Here is a 17,703-nt window from a genome sequence, read left to right as displayed (position 1 = left end):
GGGACGATGCCGGCCTCAGCGCCCCTTGAACCCTTGCGCGATCACGTACCATTCCGAGGAATCCTTGCGGCTGGCCGGCGGCTTGGCGTGTTTCACCGTGGTGAAGTTCTTCTTGAGGATGGTCAGCAAAGCCTGGTCGGTGCCCCCGGCAAACACCTTGGCGACAAAGGCGCCGCCCGGCGCCAGGGCGGTGATGGCGAAGTCGACCGCCGTTTCCACCAGCCCCATGGTCCGCAGGTGGTCGGTCTGCTTGTGGCCCACGGTATTGGCCGCCATGTCGGAGAGGACGAGATCGGGCGGGCCATCGAGCGCGCCTTCGAGCGCGGCCGGGGCTTCGTCGGCCATGAAGTCCATCTGGAAGATGGTCACGCCCTCGATCGGTTCGGTGGGCAGGAGGTCGATGCCGACGATCTTCGCGGAGGGCGCCTTCTCGCGCACGACCTGGCTCCACCCGCCCGGCGCGATGCCCAGATCGACCACACGTTTCGCGCCCTTGAGCAGGCCGAAGCGTTCGTCCAGCTCGGCCAGCTTGAAGGCCGCGCGGCTGCGGTAGCCTTCGGCGCGGGCCTTGCGGACATAGGGATCGTTGAGCTGGCGCTGGAGCCAGCGGGCCGAACTGGCGGTTCGCCCGCGCCCGGTCTTCAGCCGTTCGCCCGGATCGCGGCCCGAGCGGCTCATGATCGGGCCGCGTGACGGGGGCGGCGGAACGTGCCGACGCCGTGGATGCCGGCGGCCATCAGGCTCCGCAGGATGCCCTCGCGGATGCCGCGATCGGCGACCCCCAGCCGATCGGCCGGCCAGATATCGAGGATCGATTCGAGGATGGCGCAGCCCGCCACGACCAGATCCGCGCGCTCCTTGCCGATGCATGGCACCTGCCGTCGTTCTTCGGGCGAAAGGCCCGAGAGCCGGGCCGAGATTCCGCGCATGGCCTCGGTCGGCACGATCAGCCCGTCGACCATGCTGCGATCATAGTGCGGCAGATCAAGGTGGAGGCTGGCCAGTGTGGTGACCGTGCCACTGGTGCCGAGCAGGCGCCGGGGCTGATCGAGGAAGCCGCCGTGATCGGCCATGATCCGCGTGGCGAAGGGGGCGAAACTTTCGTTCACCATGGTCCGCATCGCATGGTAGCGGGCGGCGCGTTCCGCCGCGGTGGCGCCTTCGTGGCCGCAGGTTTCGCTGAGCGAGACCACGCCCCAAGGCACCGATTGCCAATCGAGGATGCGGGGGATGGCAGGCCCGGTCTCGATCAGGACGAGCTCGGTTGAGCCGCCGCCGATATCGAAGATCATCGCCGGCCCGTCGCCCTGTTCGAGCAGGATGTGGCAGCCAAGGACCGCGAGGCGGGCTTCTTCCTGGGCGGTGATGATATCGAGCACGATGCCGGTTTCGCGGCGCACCCGTTCGATGAACTCGGCGCCGTTGGTGGCGCGGCGGCAGGCCTCGGTGGCGACCGAGCGGGCGAGGTGGACGTTGCGGCGGCGCAGCTTCTCGGCGCAGACATGGAGCGCGGCGAGCGCCCGTTCCATCGCCGCGTCGCTCAGCCGCCCGGTCTGCGCGAGGCCTTCGCCGAGCCGCACGACGCGGCTGAAGGCATCGACCACGATGAAATTCTCGCCCGAGGGCCGCGCGATCAGCAGGCGGCAATTGTTGGTGCCCAGATCGATCGCGGCATAGGCCTGGCCGGCCGGGCCGGACAGCGCGCCCGAACGCCCGGGCGCCCTCGCGCCGGGTGCAGGCCCGGAGGCTGCGTTTGCGCCCGGCGCGCGCGTTACCGCGGGCTCGGGCGAAGGACCGCCGGGCAATGGGCCGGGAGGGGCGGCGGGTGCAGGGCGGGGAGGCGCGGGGGCCGTCCGATCCGTCAATCCTGCAAGGCCGCCTTGCTGCTCCCCAAGACCTCCAGCCGGCGGAAGGGCTTCCGCCATGACAATATACTCTGATCCATGTGCCCGCCGGGTCGGCGGGAGTGTTGCGGCCAACCTAGCGGCGTGGCGCGGTTCCGGCAAGGGCGGGGGCGCCAAGCGCGGTCGGCGGCGGCGCGGGACGATCAGGATGGACAATCCGTCCCGTCCGGGCGAAGGCTTGGCGCCATGCGGGCCTAGGCCGGGAACTGGCCCAAGGGACACGTTGCCCGCGTCCGCGAGGAGTGGCCAAACCGCATGATGCCTTTGCCCGAGATGCTCCAGAAGAGCCAGATCGCCGCGGTGCTCAGCAATCCGCGCCTGCCCGACAATCCGATCGTGGAATGCAATGCCGCCTTCGCGGAGCTGACCGGCTACAGCGCCGCCGAGATCATCGGCCGCAACTGCCGGTTCCTGGCCGGGCCGGCCACCGAGCCGTGGCTGACCGAAACCCTGCGGAGCGGCATCCGCCGCCGCCAGCCGGTGATGGTGGAGATCACCAATTACCGCAAGGACGGCAGCCCCTTTCGCAACGCGGTGATGGTGGCGCCGATCTTCGCCGACGACGGCGAACTGCTCTATTACCTCGGCTCGCAGGTGGAGATCCCGGGCGAGCAGGCCCGCGCCAACGACGAGCGCCGGCGCGTGGCGCACGACAAGGTCCAGGCGCTGTCCGCCCGCCAGCGCGCGGTGCTGGTCCAGATGGCGGCCGGCAAGCTCAACAAGCAGATCGCCTGGGAGCTGGGCCTGTCGGAGCGGACGGTGAAGATGCATCGCGGCGCGGTGCTGCGCGCGCTGGGCGTGCGGACCACCGCCGATGCGATCCGGGTGGCGATCGAGGCGGGGTACTAAGGTCGGGTCCTGACCGGGCGCCGAGCCGCCCTGCTGGCCGGAGGGCGCGCTGTCGCCCGATCCGCCGATCGCGATGCGGCCATGATTTCCGGGCCGAATCGGCTTGACCGGTCCATGCCTCCGGACTAGACGCCCGCTCCACGTTGCCCCGTCGTCTAATGGTAAGACTACGGATTCTGATTCCGTCTATCGAGGTTCGAATCCTCGCGGGGCATCCAAAACCTTCATAAAAACATAGGAAATACAAGGCGTTCGGCCATAACGGTCCGGATCGTCCCCACATTGGTCCCCACTTTGCGGTTGAGCTGCCGGGACACCGGGAGGGACTGCGGCGGACGATCCTCGTGAAACGCCCCCCGCCTCGCGCAGTCATGCCGCTATCAGCCCCGCGAGTATCCCCGCCAGCATTTCCGGCACGCCACGCAGAGGGCAGTAGATCGGCCCCGGCCCGAACGGGATGATGGCCAAGTCATCCATGTGCAGCGGATGCGACGGTTCCAGCCGGCGGACCAGCCCGGCCAGTTCCTCCAGTTCTGCCGGCAGGGTCGCGCGGCGCGGGTCAGCGATGATCGTGGCCGCGATGTTGCGGGCCTTGTCGATGGCGCGCTCCAGCGGATTGCTGCCAGCCTGGTAAAGCTCGCCCTCGGCGCGGCGCGCGACGGTCGGGAAAGTGATGATAGTGGCGGTCATGTCGTGTCCTGCAATCAGGGTTGGAGCCCTTAGGATGGCCAGACACCAACCCTCAGCAACCCCGGGCCTGTCCGATCCGCCGGCCACGGAACCCGACAGAACGGACGCCCGGTCGCCGATAAGCGCATTCCGGGCCGGCGCACGTCCGATCTTTCCGTTCTGTCTGATCCGCGTTCGGAATATTTATTTTCGAGGGGGCGGCGAAGCGCAGCCGACCTTCCCCCTGGGGCGGCAAGCGAGGCAGCGTGTCTGGCATGGGCAGGGCTGCACGGGGCATTGGCGCTTCCTATTGCCGGCATGACCGCAGGCCGAATGCCGGCTGGCGATTTCGACCGGGAGGCTAGCCCCCACCCCCCGGCCCCACCCGCGCGCCGAGCCGAATTGTGATCTCCGCCCCCCGCACTAATTTTTTGGCTGCGGGCAGTAGTTGCGACAAAATGTAGTCACAATATCAAATATTTACGTTGACCACTCCTGCCTCTATACGTCTCGCAATGTCCCAACTCGATTTCAACGCCCTGAGCATTGCTCGTAGAAACCAACTTGAGAAGATTTCCCGAAATGTGGCGAAGTTTGACGAGGGCACCCCTACCAGACGGGTGAGCTGGTGGCGTAAGCGGGCTTCCGAATTCGCCAGCGACAACGGATTGCCCGAAGATGCGGTGTTTGAGCGCGTGGGGCTTGCCCGCCGTGAACCTGCCTGTCGCGGTGGCCGGCGAGAGCACGCTGGGCGGAAGGCTCGTCACTGGCCATCTGCTCTTTGCTGCGCCGATGATATAGGGCCGATCAACGGCCCTGATCTGTTCGCCATCGAGTTCGCGCTAATAGTCCGAATGGCGGCCAACCCAAGTTGGGACAGCGAGAAGGCCGCTTTCGAAGGCTGGGCGTCTAGAGCATCGGACACGAACGGGTCGGGCCAGGCTCCTGCTTGGGGCGCGTATCGACACGCTCTCACCCGGCTGCGGCGGGATGAGGCGTCGGTGACAAACTGGCTAAGGCAGCGCCAGGCGGCGGCACGGCAGCGGCTGGGCATAGACCCTCGCACGGGACGGCTCCTCCAACAGAACCCCTGCTGGTAATAATCAAAGCGCCAATTCCGGGGGCTGCCCCAGGTCATTCCCGTCTGTCACCTGTCGTTTCAGCCCGCCTTTCCGGGCCGAAAGGACAGAACGATGCTTCCCAAGTCAGATGTACTCGCCGACCCCATCCCCGCCGCCTGCGCGCGGCTGGGTGTCGGCCGAAGCACCATTTACCGCGAAATCGCCGAAGGCCGCCTTGCTGCCGTGAAGGCGCGTGGCCGCACCCTCATTCTCCGTTCTTCGCAGGAGGAATGGCTGGGCAACCTTGCTCCGATGCGCGCTAAGCGCGCCGCCTGACCCCCACAAGCAACGCCCCGCAGCTCGGGAAAGCCGCGGGGCGCAGGAGATTAACGACATGCTTGATGTGAAGCTCATTACCGAGCTCTCGGCTGCTGAACAAGCCGCGCTGCCGCCGGGGCAGTGGGGGCCGAGGTCGGTCATCATCCGTGAGGCCTTCCCTGGTAAGGGCCGCGAGCCGCGCCACTTCTTCCGTCGCGCCAGTCTCGCTCTCAAGGGGAAGGCTGCCGCTCGCAACGTCGAGGCCGCTTGCCTGAAGGCCTATGCCCTGATGGAAAGCGGCTGCGGCGTGGCGGTTGCTGCGGGGGGATTTTCGCAGGCGGGCGGGTACGATCCTCTGCCTGACTTTCGCGAGGTCCAGCAACGCGCGGCGCGGTTGAAGGCCCGCCCCGGTGGCGAGAGTTTCCCGGCGCGCCGGTTCCGCGAGGCCCTCGCTGGCTGGGTTCGGCTGTTCGAACAATATTCGGCCACGGAAAGGATGGCCGTATGACGGCTCTCCCCGCCCCCGCCTACCCCATCACCGAAAACGGCGCGCTCTACGACCAGGCGCAGGCGGATCGGTTCTTCGCCATGCTGTTCGGCCATGTCGATTGGCAGCCGGGCCAGTCCGCTTCGATCCTCGGGATCGGCGAGAAGGGCACGCCGCAGGAAGGCAAGTTCCGCGAGCGCAAGCTGATCGCCCCGGCCTTCATGGGCGGCGCGCACGCGCACCTCAAGCGGTGGGCGCAATGGCATGTCGCCGGCTTCGTCGTCCCCGCCGTGCTGCACGCCAGCGCCGCCGACAAGGGCGAGGCCAAGCTGGAAGACGTTGCCGCGCTCACCGCCATCGTCCTCGACATCGACAGCGGCGATGTGAACGCCAAGGCCAAGTATGTGATCGAGCGGCTGGGCAAGCCCACGATGATGGTCGCGAGCGGCGGCGTGACAGAGGCCGGCACCCCGAAGGGGCATCTTTACTGGCTGCTGACCGAGCCGAGCGAAGAGGTCGAGCGGGTGGCCGCGCTGCGCAAGACGCTGGCGATGAAGGTCGGCGGGGATCAGTCGTTCGGCCGGGCCACCCAGGTCATCCGCGTGCCCGGGTCGGTCCATGCCAAGAACGGCAAGGCCAGAAAGTGTTCGATCATCCAGAGCAACGATGTTGAATACGACTTGGACGAGCTGGCCGACATCATCGAAGGCATGGAGCCGATGCCGGGGATCGAGCTGGTGGCTCCCGCGCCGGCTCTGTCGCTGGTGGGCGGGATGGACTTCACGCCGAAGTTCGACACAGCGATCAATGCGCTGCACCGCGACATCCACGAAGGCGGCGACGAGCTGAACCGCTGGGGCGAGTTCTCCAAGGTGGCCGGCTTCCAGATCGCCGAGGCGCGATCCGGGCGCGTGACGCTCGAAGCCGCCTATCACAACACCTTGGGCTGGATGCTCACGCATATGGTCCCGCCGTGGCCGCAGGCGCGGTTCGAGCAGGAATTCAAGGCGCTCTATGAGCGGGACTTGGCGGCGCGCGGGCCGATGCCGCCAGTCCTCGCCTCGGCTCTACCCGCCGAGCTGCCGTTTGAGTATTTCTGCGACATCACGCCGTCGCTCACCAACATGTGGCGCGTGCAGAACACCTGGCCTCTGACCGGGTTAGGCCTCGTCTACGGATCGCCTGGCTCGGGCAAGAGCTTCTACATGCTCGACCTGGCAGCTCGGGTCGCAGCTGGCATGGATATCGACGGGCGCAGCGTGCGTCCCTGCCCGGTGGTCTATGTCGTGGCCGAGGGACAAACTGGCTTCCGCCATCGCGTGTTCGCATGGCGCCAGCGGCACGGCATCGATGGCGATGTGCCGTTCGTGACGGTCCCCTGCGCCGTGAACCTCCTTGATCCACGTGCCGATCTTGCCCGACTGATTGACGGTATCCGCATGCAGGCGGAGCGGCTGGGCGGCGCGCCGGGGTTCATCGTTGTTGACACGCTGGCAGCAACCTTCGGCGGCGGCGACGAGAACACGTCTGACATGCTCGCCTACGTCAACAACCTTGCCAGGCTGCGTGACGAGTTCGGAGCAATGATCGTCGCCGTGCATCACCGGCCCAAGGATCAGCTTAACGACACGCCCCGCGGCCACGGCAGCCTCATGGGTGCGGTGGACACCATCATCCGGCTGGACGGCGACCCGACCGGCGGCGTCGATCACGTGCGGACTGCCACCGTCACCAAGCAGAAGGACGGGGAGGCCGGCCAGTGCTTCGGCTTTACCATTGAAAGCATCACGCTCGGAGAGGACGAGAAGGGCAATCCTGTCGCCGCCGGTGTGGCGATCCCGGCCGTAGTTCGTGCGAAGAAAAAGAAGCTGGGTGAGGCAGCCCGCAACGCGCTTGATGTGCTGGGGGCTGCGATCAGCGAGGCGGGCGGTGCTTCGGTGACTGAGAAGGCATGGCGCGAGAAGTGGGAAGCCACGCTTCCTGAGGACACCAAGGGCGAGACGAGGCGCAAGGCGTGGGTTCGCTGTCGGAAGGCCCTTCTGGACGCGGAACAGGTCGAAATGGAACATGGCCTGTGGTCGATCATTGAAGCCGGCAGCTCCGATGAGACCATGGACTTCAGCAGCGCAGCCGGGCGCGGCGGATGATGCCTCATGCGGCGGGACAGGTGGGACAGGGTATATACCCCCTGTCCCGTCCGTCCCGGAAACCATGCATTTGCCGCTTGGGACATGTCCCATCGATGTCCGGGACAAGTCCGTTAGGTCTGCTTAGCCGCCACGTCGTCGTACAAAAACCGGCCAACGCGTGTGGCTCCAATCCAATAGAAGATCGTCCCCACGGCAATGGCGCCTGCAATCTCGAATGCGATCGAGCCGAATGGATGGACCTTCATGGTCTCGATCATAGATTGATCAGAGGGCCGCGGGAAAAAGGCGTAGTTCAAGCCATGAAGGCCTTGGATCAGCCCCATCAGCACAGCGCCGCCTTTGCGCGTTCGAAAAAACCCCAATGTCAGCAACCAGCCAACTGGCATGGAGAACGTGCCCACAGCAGCAATAACACAAGCAACCGCAAGCCTCTTAGGCCTGAGTGCGTGCGGTCCGTCCTTCTTCTCCGCGCGATTTCGAAGTGCGTCCAACAACTTGATCTGCCCCGTTCGGGGCTCCGGCCGAAGAGCCGGATGTTGGAAACCTGGAGGAAACCCACAGGCGCGGACGCCTTTGGGTCTGGGAAGGCCTTGGACATACGCGTCCGCCATCCGGCCGATAATCTCGACCGGTTGTTTCCATTCCGGGGTTTCCACGCCCCGCCAGTGCTCTCGCGCCGGCATTATTGGCTTAGCCGCCACCGCCGAGGGAAGCAACGCGTCAGGAATGATCGTGCTGCGTCACCATTCGAGAGAACCGCTGCTCCGCGCAGTTCTTGGCCTCCGGTGTGGCGGCGCACGAACGCACAAGCGACGTTTACACGGGACATCCGCGCACTCTGAAGACTTGCAGGATGCCAGCGGGGACGATGAGTGCCCGCGACGCTGCGAGCGGCGTGCCGCCGGATTTATCCGAAGTCTTCGGCGTCAGCCTATTCTCAATCAGCCAACCTTAACCGCGCCAAATCGATCACCCGGGGCACGCGCCTGCCCGATGGTCCCGGCGTCATGTTCACGACCTGACCTGTGTGCTCAGGCCCGTAGCTGACGTGCAAGGGGCTATCGTCGCCGTAGAAATACAGGCGGTCGAACGGCAGGTGTTCGGTCACCCATACGGCCACGTCGCGCGACGAGGGGCCGCCGATCGCGAAATCCACCGCTGCACCGCCGCGATCACAGATCGGCTTGCCCCTGGCGTTAACCTCACAACTGGCGTGCTGATCGACGCGCGGGGCGGAATGGGCCGGGATCAAGCGGATAAGGGCCGGCGAGGTGAACCCATAGGTGATGGTGGGGCTGCCGAAGCGGGCGAATACCGGTTCGAGAATGTGTTGGCACAGCGCCGTCAGGGCGGCCCAGCTTTCCGGTTTGACCGGCGCATTGATGATCCGCGTTCGTTGCCACGTCTCCCCGGCACAGCACAGGTCAGCCGCCGTGAAGTGGTTGGACAGACGACGCGCCGCCATCTCTTCAAGAAAACGCTCGTCGGTCAGGGCCGGTCTGCCGCAGGCCTCGCCGCCAACCGGTCGTACAACCCGCTCTGGAAGCCCTGGAAGGTCGCCCGGATCTCTGCGACGCTGCCTAGTGCGGCGATGGCGTCGGCGGCGGACCCGTACTTCAAGCCGAGCAGTTCGGGCAGCTTATCGGTATCTAGTTCGCTTTCGCCAACCGCCACATATTGCCCCAGCACAAAATCGAGAAACTCGCGCTGGCGTGGTTCATAGTGCGAGAGGATGGCGTCGCGGCGTTCCCCGGCGCGTTCGGCCCGCTTCAAGGGCGCGCGCAGGAACGCGATGTAGGCCAGCACGTCAAACAGGTCGCTGTCTTGCGCGTCGGTGGCCGTGCGGATGGCATCCAGCTGTTCGCCGGCAAAGCCGCGCTCGGCCAGGCCGTCGATCAGCTTGCGGCGGGTATCCGGCTGGCTCCACAGGGTGCGCAGTTCATCCTCATCCTTGAACAATTCGGGCAGCTTGCCGAACAGGGCTTCGATGAACTGTTGCGCGGAGACGGGCTTGCCGTCCTCACCCCAGAACGTGGTGGCGCTGATGTGCTTGAAGGTGCGCTCCTTGCCATCTGCCAGCTTGATCACCAGTCGCGCCTTTGGCGTTTCAGGCTCTTCGGGCGGTAGGGGCGGATCGCCGCCGGGATCGTCCGGCCTCGGATCGGGGCGCGGCGGCTTGGGTGGTTCCGGCTCCATCGGTTCACCATCCCATTCGGGATCGTTGAAGTGCTCGTAGGCCTTCACGAAATCCAGGATCGTGAAATAGGCCTTGCCATCGAACAGGCGGGTGCCGCGTCCGATGATCTGCTTGAACTCGATCATGGATGTGACCGGGCGCATCAGCACGATGTTGCGCACGTTGCGCGCGTCCACCCCGGTGGAAAGCTTCTGCGACGTGGTGAGGATCGTGGGAATGGTCTTGTCGTTGTCCTGGAAGGTGCGCAGCCATTGGTCACCGATGGCGCCGTCCTCCGCCGTCACCCGCACGCAGTAGTGCGGGTTGGTGCTGGTTTTCACCTGGTTGATCAGGTCGCGGACGATGCCGGCGTGAGTTTGCGACGCACAGAACACGATCGTCTTTTCGCGCTGGTCGATCATGCTCATGAAGGTCCGCACGCGATATTCCTCGCGCTCACGGATTTCGATGGTGCGGTTGAAATCGCCTTCGGTGTAGCGCTTGCCCTCTTCCACCTCGCCTTCAATCACGACGTCATCGGCGGTGAAGACATATTCATCGATGGTGGTGCCGATCTGGCGGACCTTGAACGGGGTCAGGTAGCCGTCGTTGATCCCCTGCTTGAGCGAATAGGTGTAAACCGGATCGCCGAAATAGGCGTAGGTGTCGGTGTTGGTAGTGCGCTTGGGCGTGGCGGTTAGGCCGATCTGCACGGCGGGGGCGAAATATTCGAGGATGGAGCGCCATTCGCTTTCGTCCCGGGCGCCGCCGCGATGGCATTCGTCGATGATGATGCAGTCGAAGAAATCAGACGGGTAATCACCGAAATAGGGCGCAGGGTTGCCATCGGCGTCGGTGCCGCTGGTGAAGGTCTGGAAGATCGTGAAGAACACGCTGGCGTTCTTGGGCACGCCGCCCTTCTTGCGAACCTCGCCGGGCGTGATCCGGGCGAGCGCGGCATCCTCGAAGGCGGTGAAGCTGCTGAAGGCCTGATCGGCAAGGCCGTTGCGATCGGCTAGGAACAGGATGCGCGGGCGATGGGTGGGCTCGCCACCGGTTTTCCAGTCAGACAGGCTCCAGCGCGCGTGAAACAGCTTCCACGCGACCTGGAAGGCGATGGCCGTCTTGCCGGTGCCGGTGGCGAGGGTGAGGAGGATGCGGTCCTTGCCCGCCGCGATGGCTTCCAGCGTGCGTTCGATGGCGTTGTGCTGGTAATAGCGCGGTTCGAACCGTCCGCCGCCGGTTTCATAGGGGACGGCGGCGAAGCGGTCGCGCCAGGCGTTCGGGGTGGCGAAGGTGGCGTCCCACAAGTCCTGTGGGGTGGGGAAAGCATCGACCAGCGCCTCGGCGCCGGTTTCCATGTCCATTCGGTAGATCTGCTTGCCGTTGGTGGCGAAGGCAAAGCGGGTGAGAAGGCGCTCCGCATAGTCCTTCGCCTGACCAACACCATCGGTGTAGCTCTTGGTGGCCGCTTTCGCCTCGATGGTGGCGAGCCGCGTGTTGCGATAGACCAGCACATAGTCGCACGAGAGCGGCTTGGCGCGCTTGGCCTTCCCCATGATCCGCCCCGGTGCGATCACCTCCCGCCGCGTGCGGCTGCCATCGACCACGCCCCAGCCGGCCTTGCGCAGCGCGGGGTCTATCAGCTCGGCGCGCGTTTCAGCTTCGTTCATTTCGTTCCTGAACCGTTCCTGTGGAACAAGACTGGATCAAGAGATTGACAAGGCAGCGGCGCAAGGAATTCCGAGGATTTCCGGGACGCGCTGACGCAGGCCGATGTGGAAAACTCTGCCGCAATCAAGAGTGGATCAAGAGTTTGCATTAGCCCCACCACGGCCAGTAGCCAGATTTGGGATGCTCAGGATCGGCGACCTTGATCCGATTTTCCTTCAATGCTGCGTTCAGGACCTGGCTCACCTGTGCGGCATTCCGCTTGTCGATCCCGAAGCGCTCGCACAATGTCACGTTGCGCATTTTCTCGCCACGAAGCCATTTAAGCACCGCATGCTGATAGCAGGCCTGCACCCGTTCCGAACGGCTCATCTCGGCGAAGGTTCGCGGTCCGAAGAGAATGGCCTGTGTCGATCCTTCCGAAGTCTGCAACCTGAGCGGCGGTAACTGATACACTTCGATGCTCATCACCACCTTATCCAGCCCGCTGCCCTGCTCCTCGCAAATGCCCATGCGCCGCATCAGCGAGGCCAGCATCTCATTGCGCGATCTGGGTGGAAGGTCGATCATCCGATCTGCTGGCAGGAGCGACCGTCCGGGATTGGTAATTTCGATCCGGTCGGCAAACAGCTCCACCTGCGGCCCGGCACCCGAAATTGTCATGTCCTGATGAATTAGGGCATTTGCCACCAGCTCGCGGATGGCGAGTTCCGGGAACAGTGGCTGCTTCTGACGCAGGGCTTCTCCGATATGCTCGTTGGCAGGCAGGAGGCCATTGATGTAGCCGATCAGGCCCTCAAACCCGGACGCGTAACCCTTAACGCCGTCATGCCGATGGGTGACCATATCGGCCTTTCCCCTCCCGCCATAGGCAACGAAGCGGACCCCCTTCCTGGCAAGGCTGGCGTCGAACTGCCCCAGATCATTGGCAAACAGGATCGCGCCAAGATTGGTGATGTTCCACGCTCCGCCAACGTCTTTGGCTATCAGTTGCTCTGCGGCCAGCCGTTCAAGAATGGCGGCCTTGCCATCGGGCAGCGGTTGGCCGATCAGCGAAAAATACTTCGGAAAGTCCAGCAGCCGCAAAACCTCATCCGCATCGACATAACCCTTGGCGACACCCTTTTCCCAGACATAGGGCCGCAGATTGGTGATCAGCTTTTGATAACGATCCGGGTAGTCCGAAAGCTTGGGGGTGGCGCTGCCGATGCGGACATAGGCCGTGCCCTCATATTCGACAGGCGCAACCGTTGCTGCCGGGATTTCCAACAACACGATACGGCCATCGGGATGGCCCACCGTCCGGAAGGAAAACGCCGGGCTGGGTTTCAGCAATTGCGCCAGCCGCATTTGAAACGCCTGCCCGCCCACCTTCTTGGTGTCGGGGTTGAAAGTGGTGCCCACCACTTCCTTGGTTCCATCCTCAACGCCCCAGATGACATAAGCAACATCCTTGCCATCCGCACGGGCACCGTTGGCCATGGCCGAGCAAAGTTTGCCGATCATTCCCTCGTCATCGAAGCTTCGCTTAAACTCCACCCACTGATTTTCATCGTGACCGCCGCGCAATTCATCCACAAGCGCCACGTCACGCTCTGCCAGACCCGAGCTGCGGGCACCAGCAGCGGGATCGATCGGTGCGCCGCGGTTTTCGGTTTCGTTCATGCGGCGACGACTTCCGGCGCGGTGGCCGTCAACTCGCCAGCGAAAGCGCGGTGGAGAAGAGATTGCTTGAGGGCGGCAAGGTTCTGCAACTTCGCCGTATACACTCGCGCCAGCCGGTCAGCCTCAGAACGAGTGGAGTTGATGGCTTCGACAATCACCTTCTGCGTGGGCAGAGGTGGCAAGCGAATGGGCATTTCTTTGATGATACCCATGTTCAGGCCGGCCATAATCGATCCTTGAGCGCGTTCTTCAAGGTATGCGCGCGCGTCGGGCGCGTGAAGAAAATAAGCGTGAAGATAGCCGGGAAGGCAGCGACCCTGCTCCAGTGATATGCAGAACAGGTGTTTAGAATTAATGGCTTTGGGAATGTCATCAGGCACGATGGCGCAGCGGCCACAGGTGCCCATGATCGTAATGATGACATCACCAGGGTGGACAAGAAACCGGGACAGAGATTGAAACTTTTCCTCGGTGATAAAGCGCTGTTTGCCCCAACGAAACTCGTTCGCCACAGCGTTGTCGATGCCAAGCACCGCAACCCCTTCATCAACAAATTCGCCGTGCAGCAACTGGCTGCCAAACGGGCCAGTCCGCATGCTGCCCTTGTGGGGTCGGGCAAGTTGCTCCACTCGCAAGGTTTCAAATGGTGTTTCGGCAAGACCGTTTGAAAAAGCCATGCGAGCGGCAGCACTGAACAACTCCCGCGCGTTGGCGAGGTTCTTTTCGGCGTTGGCGGTTGCGACCGCGATGGCGGCGAAGGCCTCATCCAGCACCGCCACAATCCGTCGCTGTTCTTCCAGCGGCGGGAGGGGGATTTCCTGTTCGAGAACGCGATCCAAATTTGCCCGCGGCATTCTTGCGCCGGTGCAGGTGGCATCAATTGCCGCAACCACGGGAGCACTGGTCAGCCAATACCAAAGAAAAGTCCGATCAAGCGCATGGCTCGGCAGAATGGGGATAAGTTCCGTAGAGCAGTGCCCCTCGAAATCAGGCAACAGCACCTTGTTCAGATAAGGACGCAGGCGCCCATAGAGGACATGATCCGCGCCGAAACCGAACGTAGTGCTTTTTACCGTAGTGATCGTTTTGTCGTTCAACAGCTGGCCAGTGCCGCTCTCAATATCCTCGAGCCCGACATAAGGCCTGTTCTTCCACTGACGCTGTTCACGGTCGATAGTCACGACCGTGCCGAGTGGGACAACGTTCACAGCAATTCCCTCACTCGCGCCAGCACCTGAGCACTCTCCGCGTCTAGCGCGGCGATCTCGTCCAGGATTTCCAGCGGGCTGCGCAGGGGTTTGGCTTCTGGCGCATTGGGGTTGCGCACGGTGAGGTCGCAGGTGGCGGGATCGATGGCGCTGGCGTCCACGCTCCAGCTATTCGGGCCATTCGCAAAGGTCGCCTGTGTGGCGATGAAATCGGCCATGTCCGCATCGTTGAGCGGATTAGTCTTGCCCAAGGTCCGGCCCGGATCGAGTTGATAATACCATACCTTGCGGGTCGCCTCGCCGCGCTCGAAGAACAGGACCACGGTTTTCACTCCCGCGCCCTGGAAGGTGCCGCCGGGCATATCCAGCACGGTGTGGAGGTTGCAGGTTTCCAGCAGCTCGCGGCGCAGGGCCACGCTGGCATTGTCGGTGTTGGACAGGAACGTGTTCTTGATCACCACCGCCGCGTTGCCGCCCGCGCGCAGCGACTTGATGAAGTGTTGCAGGAACAGGTAGGCCGTTTCCCCGGTCTTGATTGGGAAGTTCTGCTGGATTTCCGGGCGCTCCTTGCCGCCGAACGGCGGGTTGGCCAGCACCACGTCGAACCGGTCCTTCTCCTGGATATCCAGCACCTGTTCGGCCAGGGTGTTGGTGTGGACCAGATTGGGCGCGTCGATCCCGTGGAGGATCATGTTCATCGTGCCGATCACATAGGCGAGGCTCTTCTTCTCCTTGCCGTAGAACGTGCGGTCCTGAAGCGTGCGGCGGTCGTCCACCGTCTTCGCCTGGGGCAGCAGGTAATCATAGGCTTCGCACAGGAAGCCGCAGGAGCCGGCGGCGCCGTCGTAAATCTTCTCGCCGATGCGGGGCTTCACCACCTGGATCATCGCGCGGATCAGCGGACGGGGCGTGTAATATTCCCCGCCGTTGCGCCCGGCGTTGCCCATGTTCTTGATCTTGGCTTCATACAGATGCGAAAGCTCATGCTTCTGCGCCTGGCTGCCGAAGGAGAGCTCGTCGATCGCGTCGATGGCATCGCGCAGCGAGTACCCCGATTGGAACTTGTTGCGGATTTCGCCGAAGATTTCGCCGATCTTGTATTCAATGGTGGCCGGGCCGGTGGCGCGTTCCTTGAACCCTTCCAGGTAGGGGAACAGCACCTTGTTGACGTGATCGATCAGATCGGGCCCGGTCAGCGCCACGTTGTGATCGAGCTTGCCGGCAGCGTTCTTCGGCGCGGCCCAGCCGCTCCAGCGGTGCGCGGCATCGATGATCGGGGTGTAAGCCGCGCCGCGCAGTTCAGCCTCGGTGGCGCGGGCAGTTTCCAGATCGTCCAGATACTTGAGAAACAACAGCCAGCTGGTCTGTTCAGTGTAGTCCAGTTCAGACGCGCAGCCGGCTTCCTTGTGGAGAATATCGTCGATGTTCTTGAAGGTCTGTTCAAACATGGACGCTTGCTAGCGGGATTTGGGGGACGGCCGCAAGCGATACCGGACGACTGCGATCAGCGCGGGCCGGCAGGGCATTGGAACCTCCGCAGTCCGGCCCCAGCAACGCAATCCGGCTCACTATGTCGCCTCGTCCGCCAAGGCATAGAGGTAGCACTGGCGAGCTGCCCCATCTGCAACGAGCGCGCCCGCTTTGCTATCGAAGCGGTGGAGTTGCACCGGGATTTTGTGACGGGTCAGGAAACCTTTCGCGTGCAGGCGGCACAGCACGCGGCTGACGGTGTAGCGCGGCAGGCGCAGCGGCTTGTAGATGTCTCGCAGGATGAATGAAGAGCCGAGGCTTTCAGCATAGGCGATCACCTGGTCTTGAATGAAGGGCGCGTTTTCCCACTCCCCGAGGTTGGTCCGCATTGCTTCGCTCTGCATTGAGGCGCCCTTCGGGTCGTTGTGGGAACGATCCTCTTCTATCGGCACGCGCATGTCTATCGGGTTGAGGCATCAATGAGATGCCCACGTTGATGATGGACAGTGAAGGACTGGCTACGCTGGCGACTTTCTGGGGGTTCGCGTGCAGAGGCCGGCCACGGCTGTAAGGCGCATCATGCGGCCACCACGGCGGCCTTCGGCTCCATCTCGATCACATTGTTGCCGCCCGGCGACAGGGACGGCGCGGCGAAGCGGCCCCACGCATCCATGAGCGCGCGGCGCATGTCGCGCAGGTCGCTGCGGAGATAGGCTTTCTCCGTGGCGGTGCCGACACTGTGCGCCAGCGCCATCTCCGCGACCATAGCGGGGATAGTAGGCATCTTCTCGGCGGCCCAATCGCGGAATGCGGAGCGGAAGCCGTGGACCGTCTCCGCCCTGCCGGCGAGCCGCATGATCTTGGTCAGGGACATGTCGGAGAGGGGGCGCCCCTCCTTTGCGCCGGGGAAGATCAGGCCGGTACGCTGCCCTTCGGGGGCTGTGCGTTCAAGAATGGCAATCGCGGCGTCGTTGAGCGTGACCACGTGTGGAACGCCCATCTTCATGTCAGCAGCAGAGCGCGTCCATGTCCGAGCCTCAAAGTCGATCTGCGCCCATGTTGCATTGCGGACTTCGCCAGAGCGGGCAGCGGTGAGGATGGCGAACAGTAGCGCCATGCGGCTGGCACCGCGCTCCTTGCTCAGTTGCTCGGCAACGAAGTCCGGCACGACGGCGAAGGGCATTGCCGCGAAATTCTTGCCCCGCGTTTGCGATGACAAACCGGAGCGCATCTCCCGTGCATCGGGAAGTGCGTCGGCGCGCCATCCCCGCGCCTTGGCGAAGGCAAGCACCTGAACGATCCGGGCGCGGACCTTGCGCGCCATCACGGGCTTGTCGTTCCAGATCGGCGCGAGGGCTAGCACGATGTCGCTCCCGCCGATGGCATCGACCCGCATGGCGCCGAGCTTGGGGTTGGCGTGTTCGATCAGAGAGGCGAGGAAGGCCTTGGCGGTGCGCTCGGCCCACTTGCCTGCCGACAGTGCTTCATGCGTTGCGGTAACAGCCTCGGCGAATGTGGGAATGACGCGCCGCTCCCTATCGCGCTCGGCAACAGGGTTCGCGCCGGCCTTGGCGAGTTCCCGCAGGGCCACCGCCTTCTTCCGGGCTTCCGCCAGCGTCAGCGAGGACCGGAGCATCAGTGACGTGTCAGCCACGGGATCGTGATCGCCAAAAGCGCCGCCGCCCACAGTTTCGACCGCCACCGCGCCGAGCCCGATGTCTCGCCGCTTGCCGTTCACCTGGACCCGAAGCATCCAGAAGCGGGCTCCGCTCGGCTTCACCAGCAGGAACAGGCCCTCGCCGTCCTGATAGACCGCCTTTGTCGGCTTGCCGTCCGCTGACACGCCAGGCTTGGCCGCTCGCACCTTGATCGTTGTTAGCTTGCCCATGATAGTCCCCACATCGGTCCCCACACATTGCGCTGGCTTGGCGGGAACGTCAAGAGGCAGGCGTGGAAAGGCTGGGCCGAAAACCTGCGGAAAACCGTGATTTATTGGGATGTTTGGGGATGGTCGCGGATGCGGCGAGACGCGGGTTATAGTCCTCGCGGGGCATCCACTTTCCCACACCATCGCC

At 63.9% G+C, this 17,703-nt stretch carries 15 protein-coding genes and 1 tRNA gene; 5 read left to right on the top strand and 11 right to left on the bottom strand.

Going from position 1 to position 17,703, the window contains the following annotated elements; genetic code table 11:
* Positions 1-15: 15 nt before the first annotated feature.
* Together ACFOD9_RS01520 and ACFOD9_RS01515 are read right to left on the bottom strand one after the other, a co-directional pair.
* Positions 16-678 carry an RlmE family RNA methyltransferase gene (locus ACFOD9_RS01520; protein ID WP_379508319.1) on the bottom strand — a complete coding sequence of 221 codons (663 nt, stop codon included), beginning with the start codon at positions 676-678 and terminating at the stop codon, positions 16-18.
* Positions 675-1,925, bottom strand: coding sequence for a Ppx/GppA phosphatase family protein (locus ACFOD9_RS01515; RefSeq protein ID WP_379508318.1), 1,251 nt, complete (start codon positions 1,923-1,925; stop codon positions 675-677). The genes ACFOD9_RS01520 and ACFOD9_RS01515 overlap by 4 nt, the downstream gene beginning before the upstream one ends.
* Positions 1,926-2,162: 237 nt before the next feature.
* On the opposite strand from ACFOD9_RS01515, the gene ACFOD9_RS01510 reads away from it, so the two are divergent.
* The gene (locus tag ACFOD9_RS01510) at positions 2,163-2,753 is read left to right on the top strand and encodes a PAS domain-containing protein (RefSeq protein ID WP_379508446.1); all 591 of its coding nucleotides are present in this window, start codon (positions 2,163-2,165) and stop codon (positions 2,751-2,753) included.
* Between the two features lie 144 nt (positions 2,754-2,897).
* Positions 2,898-2,971 (top strand) — tRNA-Gln (locus tag ACFOD9_RS01505).
* A gap of 151 nt (positions 2,972-3,122) precedes the next feature.
* Here the strand turns inward: ACFOD9_RS01505 and ACFOD9_RS01500 are convergent.
* Positions 3,123-3,443: a hypothetical protein gene (locus tag ACFOD9_RS01500; RefSeq protein WP_379508317.1), complete on the bottom strand. Its 321-nt coding sequence runs from the start codon at positions 3,441-3,443 to the stop codon at positions 3,123-3,125.
* Positions 3,444-4,615: 1,172 nt separating this feature from the next.
* Here ACFOD9_RS01500 and ACFOD9_RS01495 point away from each other — a divergent pair.
* The 3 genes from ACFOD9_RS01495 to ACFOD9_RS01485 are packed head-to-tail and all read left to right on the top strand — an operon-like array spanning position 4,616 to position 7,435.
* Positions 4,616-4,819 carry a helix-turn-helix domain-containing protein gene (locus ACFOD9_RS01495; protein ID WP_379508316.1) on the top strand — a complete coding sequence of 68 codons (204 nt, stop codon included), beginning with the start codon at positions 4,616-4,618 and terminating at the stop codon, positions 4,817-4,819.
* Positions 4,820-4,877: 58 nt separating this feature from the next.
* Positions 4,878-5,309, top strand: a complete 432-nt coding sequence (locus ACFOD9_RS01490; protein ID WP_379508315.1) for a hypothetical protein — start codon at positions 4,878-4,880, stop codon at positions 5,307-5,309.
* Positions 5,306-7,435 carry an AAA family ATPase gene (locus tag ACFOD9_RS01485; RefSeq protein ID WP_379508314.1) on the top strand — a complete coding sequence of 710 codons (2,130 nt, stop codon included), beginning with the start codon at positions 5,306-5,308 and terminating at the stop codon, positions 7,433-7,435. The genes ACFOD9_RS01490 and ACFOD9_RS01485 overlap by 4 nt, the downstream gene beginning before the upstream one ends.
* 113 nt (positions 7,436-7,548) lie before the next feature.
* Here ACFOD9_RS01485 and ACFOD9_RS01480 read toward each other — a convergent pair whose 3' ends face one another.
* The 8 genes from ACFOD9_RS01480 to ACFOD9_RS01445 all read right to left on the bottom strand — a co-directional run bounded on the left by ACFOD9_RS01480 (position 7,549) and on the right by ACFOD9_RS01445 (position 17,516).
* Entirely contained in the window at positions 7,549-8,094 is a 546-nt protein-coding gene (locus tag ACFOD9_RS01480; protein ID WP_379508313.1) for a hypothetical protein, read from the bottom strand.
* A 281-nt stretch (positions 8,095-8,375) separates the two neighbouring features.
* Entirely contained in the window at positions 8,376-8,903 is a 528-nt protein-coding gene (locus tag ACFOD9_RS01475) for a hypothetical protein (RefSeq protein WP_379508312.1), read from the bottom strand.
* Between the two features lie 23 nt (positions 8,904-8,926).
* Positions 8,927-11,287 carry an EcoAI/FtnUII family type I restriction enzme subunit R gene (gene hsdR, locus ACFOD9_RS01470; protein WP_379508311.1) on the bottom strand — a complete coding sequence of 787 codons (2,361 nt, stop codon included), beginning with the start codon at positions 11,285-11,287 and terminating at the stop codon, positions 8,927-8,929.
* Positions 11,288-11,435: 148 nt separating this feature from the next.
* Positions 11,436-12,950, bottom strand: a complete 1,515-nt coding sequence (locus ACFOD9_RS01465; RefSeq protein WP_379508310.1) for an ATP-binding protein — start codon at positions 12,948-12,950, stop codon at positions 11,436-11,438.
* On the bottom strand, positions 12,947-14,131 hold the full coding sequence (locus ACFOD9_RS01460) for a restriction endonuclease subunit S (RefSeq protein ID WP_379508309.1): 1,185 nt from the start codon (positions 14,129-14,131) through the stop codon (positions 12,947-12,949). The genes ACFOD9_RS01465 and ACFOD9_RS01460 overlap by 4 nt, the downstream gene beginning before the upstream one ends.
* 23 nt (positions 14,132-14,154) lie before the next feature.
* A complete protein-coding gene (locus ACFOD9_RS01455) occupies positions 14,155-15,606 on the bottom strand; it encodes a class I SAM-dependent DNA methyltransferase (RefSeq protein ID WP_379508308.1) in 1,452 nt (483 codons plus the stop codon).
* Positions 15,607-15,726: 120 nt separating this feature from the next.
* Positions 15,727-16,032 (bottom strand): hypothetical protein, encoded by a 306-nt coding sequence (locus tag ACFOD9_RS01450; RefSeq protein WP_379508307.1) that lies wholly within the window; start codon positions 16,030-16,032, stop codon positions 15,727-15,729.
* Between the two features lie 173 nt (positions 16,033-16,205).
* The gene (locus ACFOD9_RS01445) at positions 16,206-17,516 is read right to left on the bottom strand and encodes a tyrosine-type recombinase/integrase (RefSeq protein WP_379508306.1); all 1,311 of its coding nucleotides are present in this window, start codon (positions 17,514-17,516) and stop codon (positions 16,206-16,208) included.
* Positions 17,517-17,703 lie beyond the last annotated feature (187 nt).

This window comes from Novosphingobium bradum (genome assembly GCF_042646485.1).
Classification (GTDB): domain Bacteria; phylum Pseudomonadota; class Alphaproteobacteria; order Sphingomonadales; family Sphingomonadaceae; genus Novosphingobium; species Novosphingobium bradum.
The sequence above is the reverse complement of the archived record's forward strand: the minus strand, read 5'-3'. Positions and strand labels throughout refer to the sequence as shown.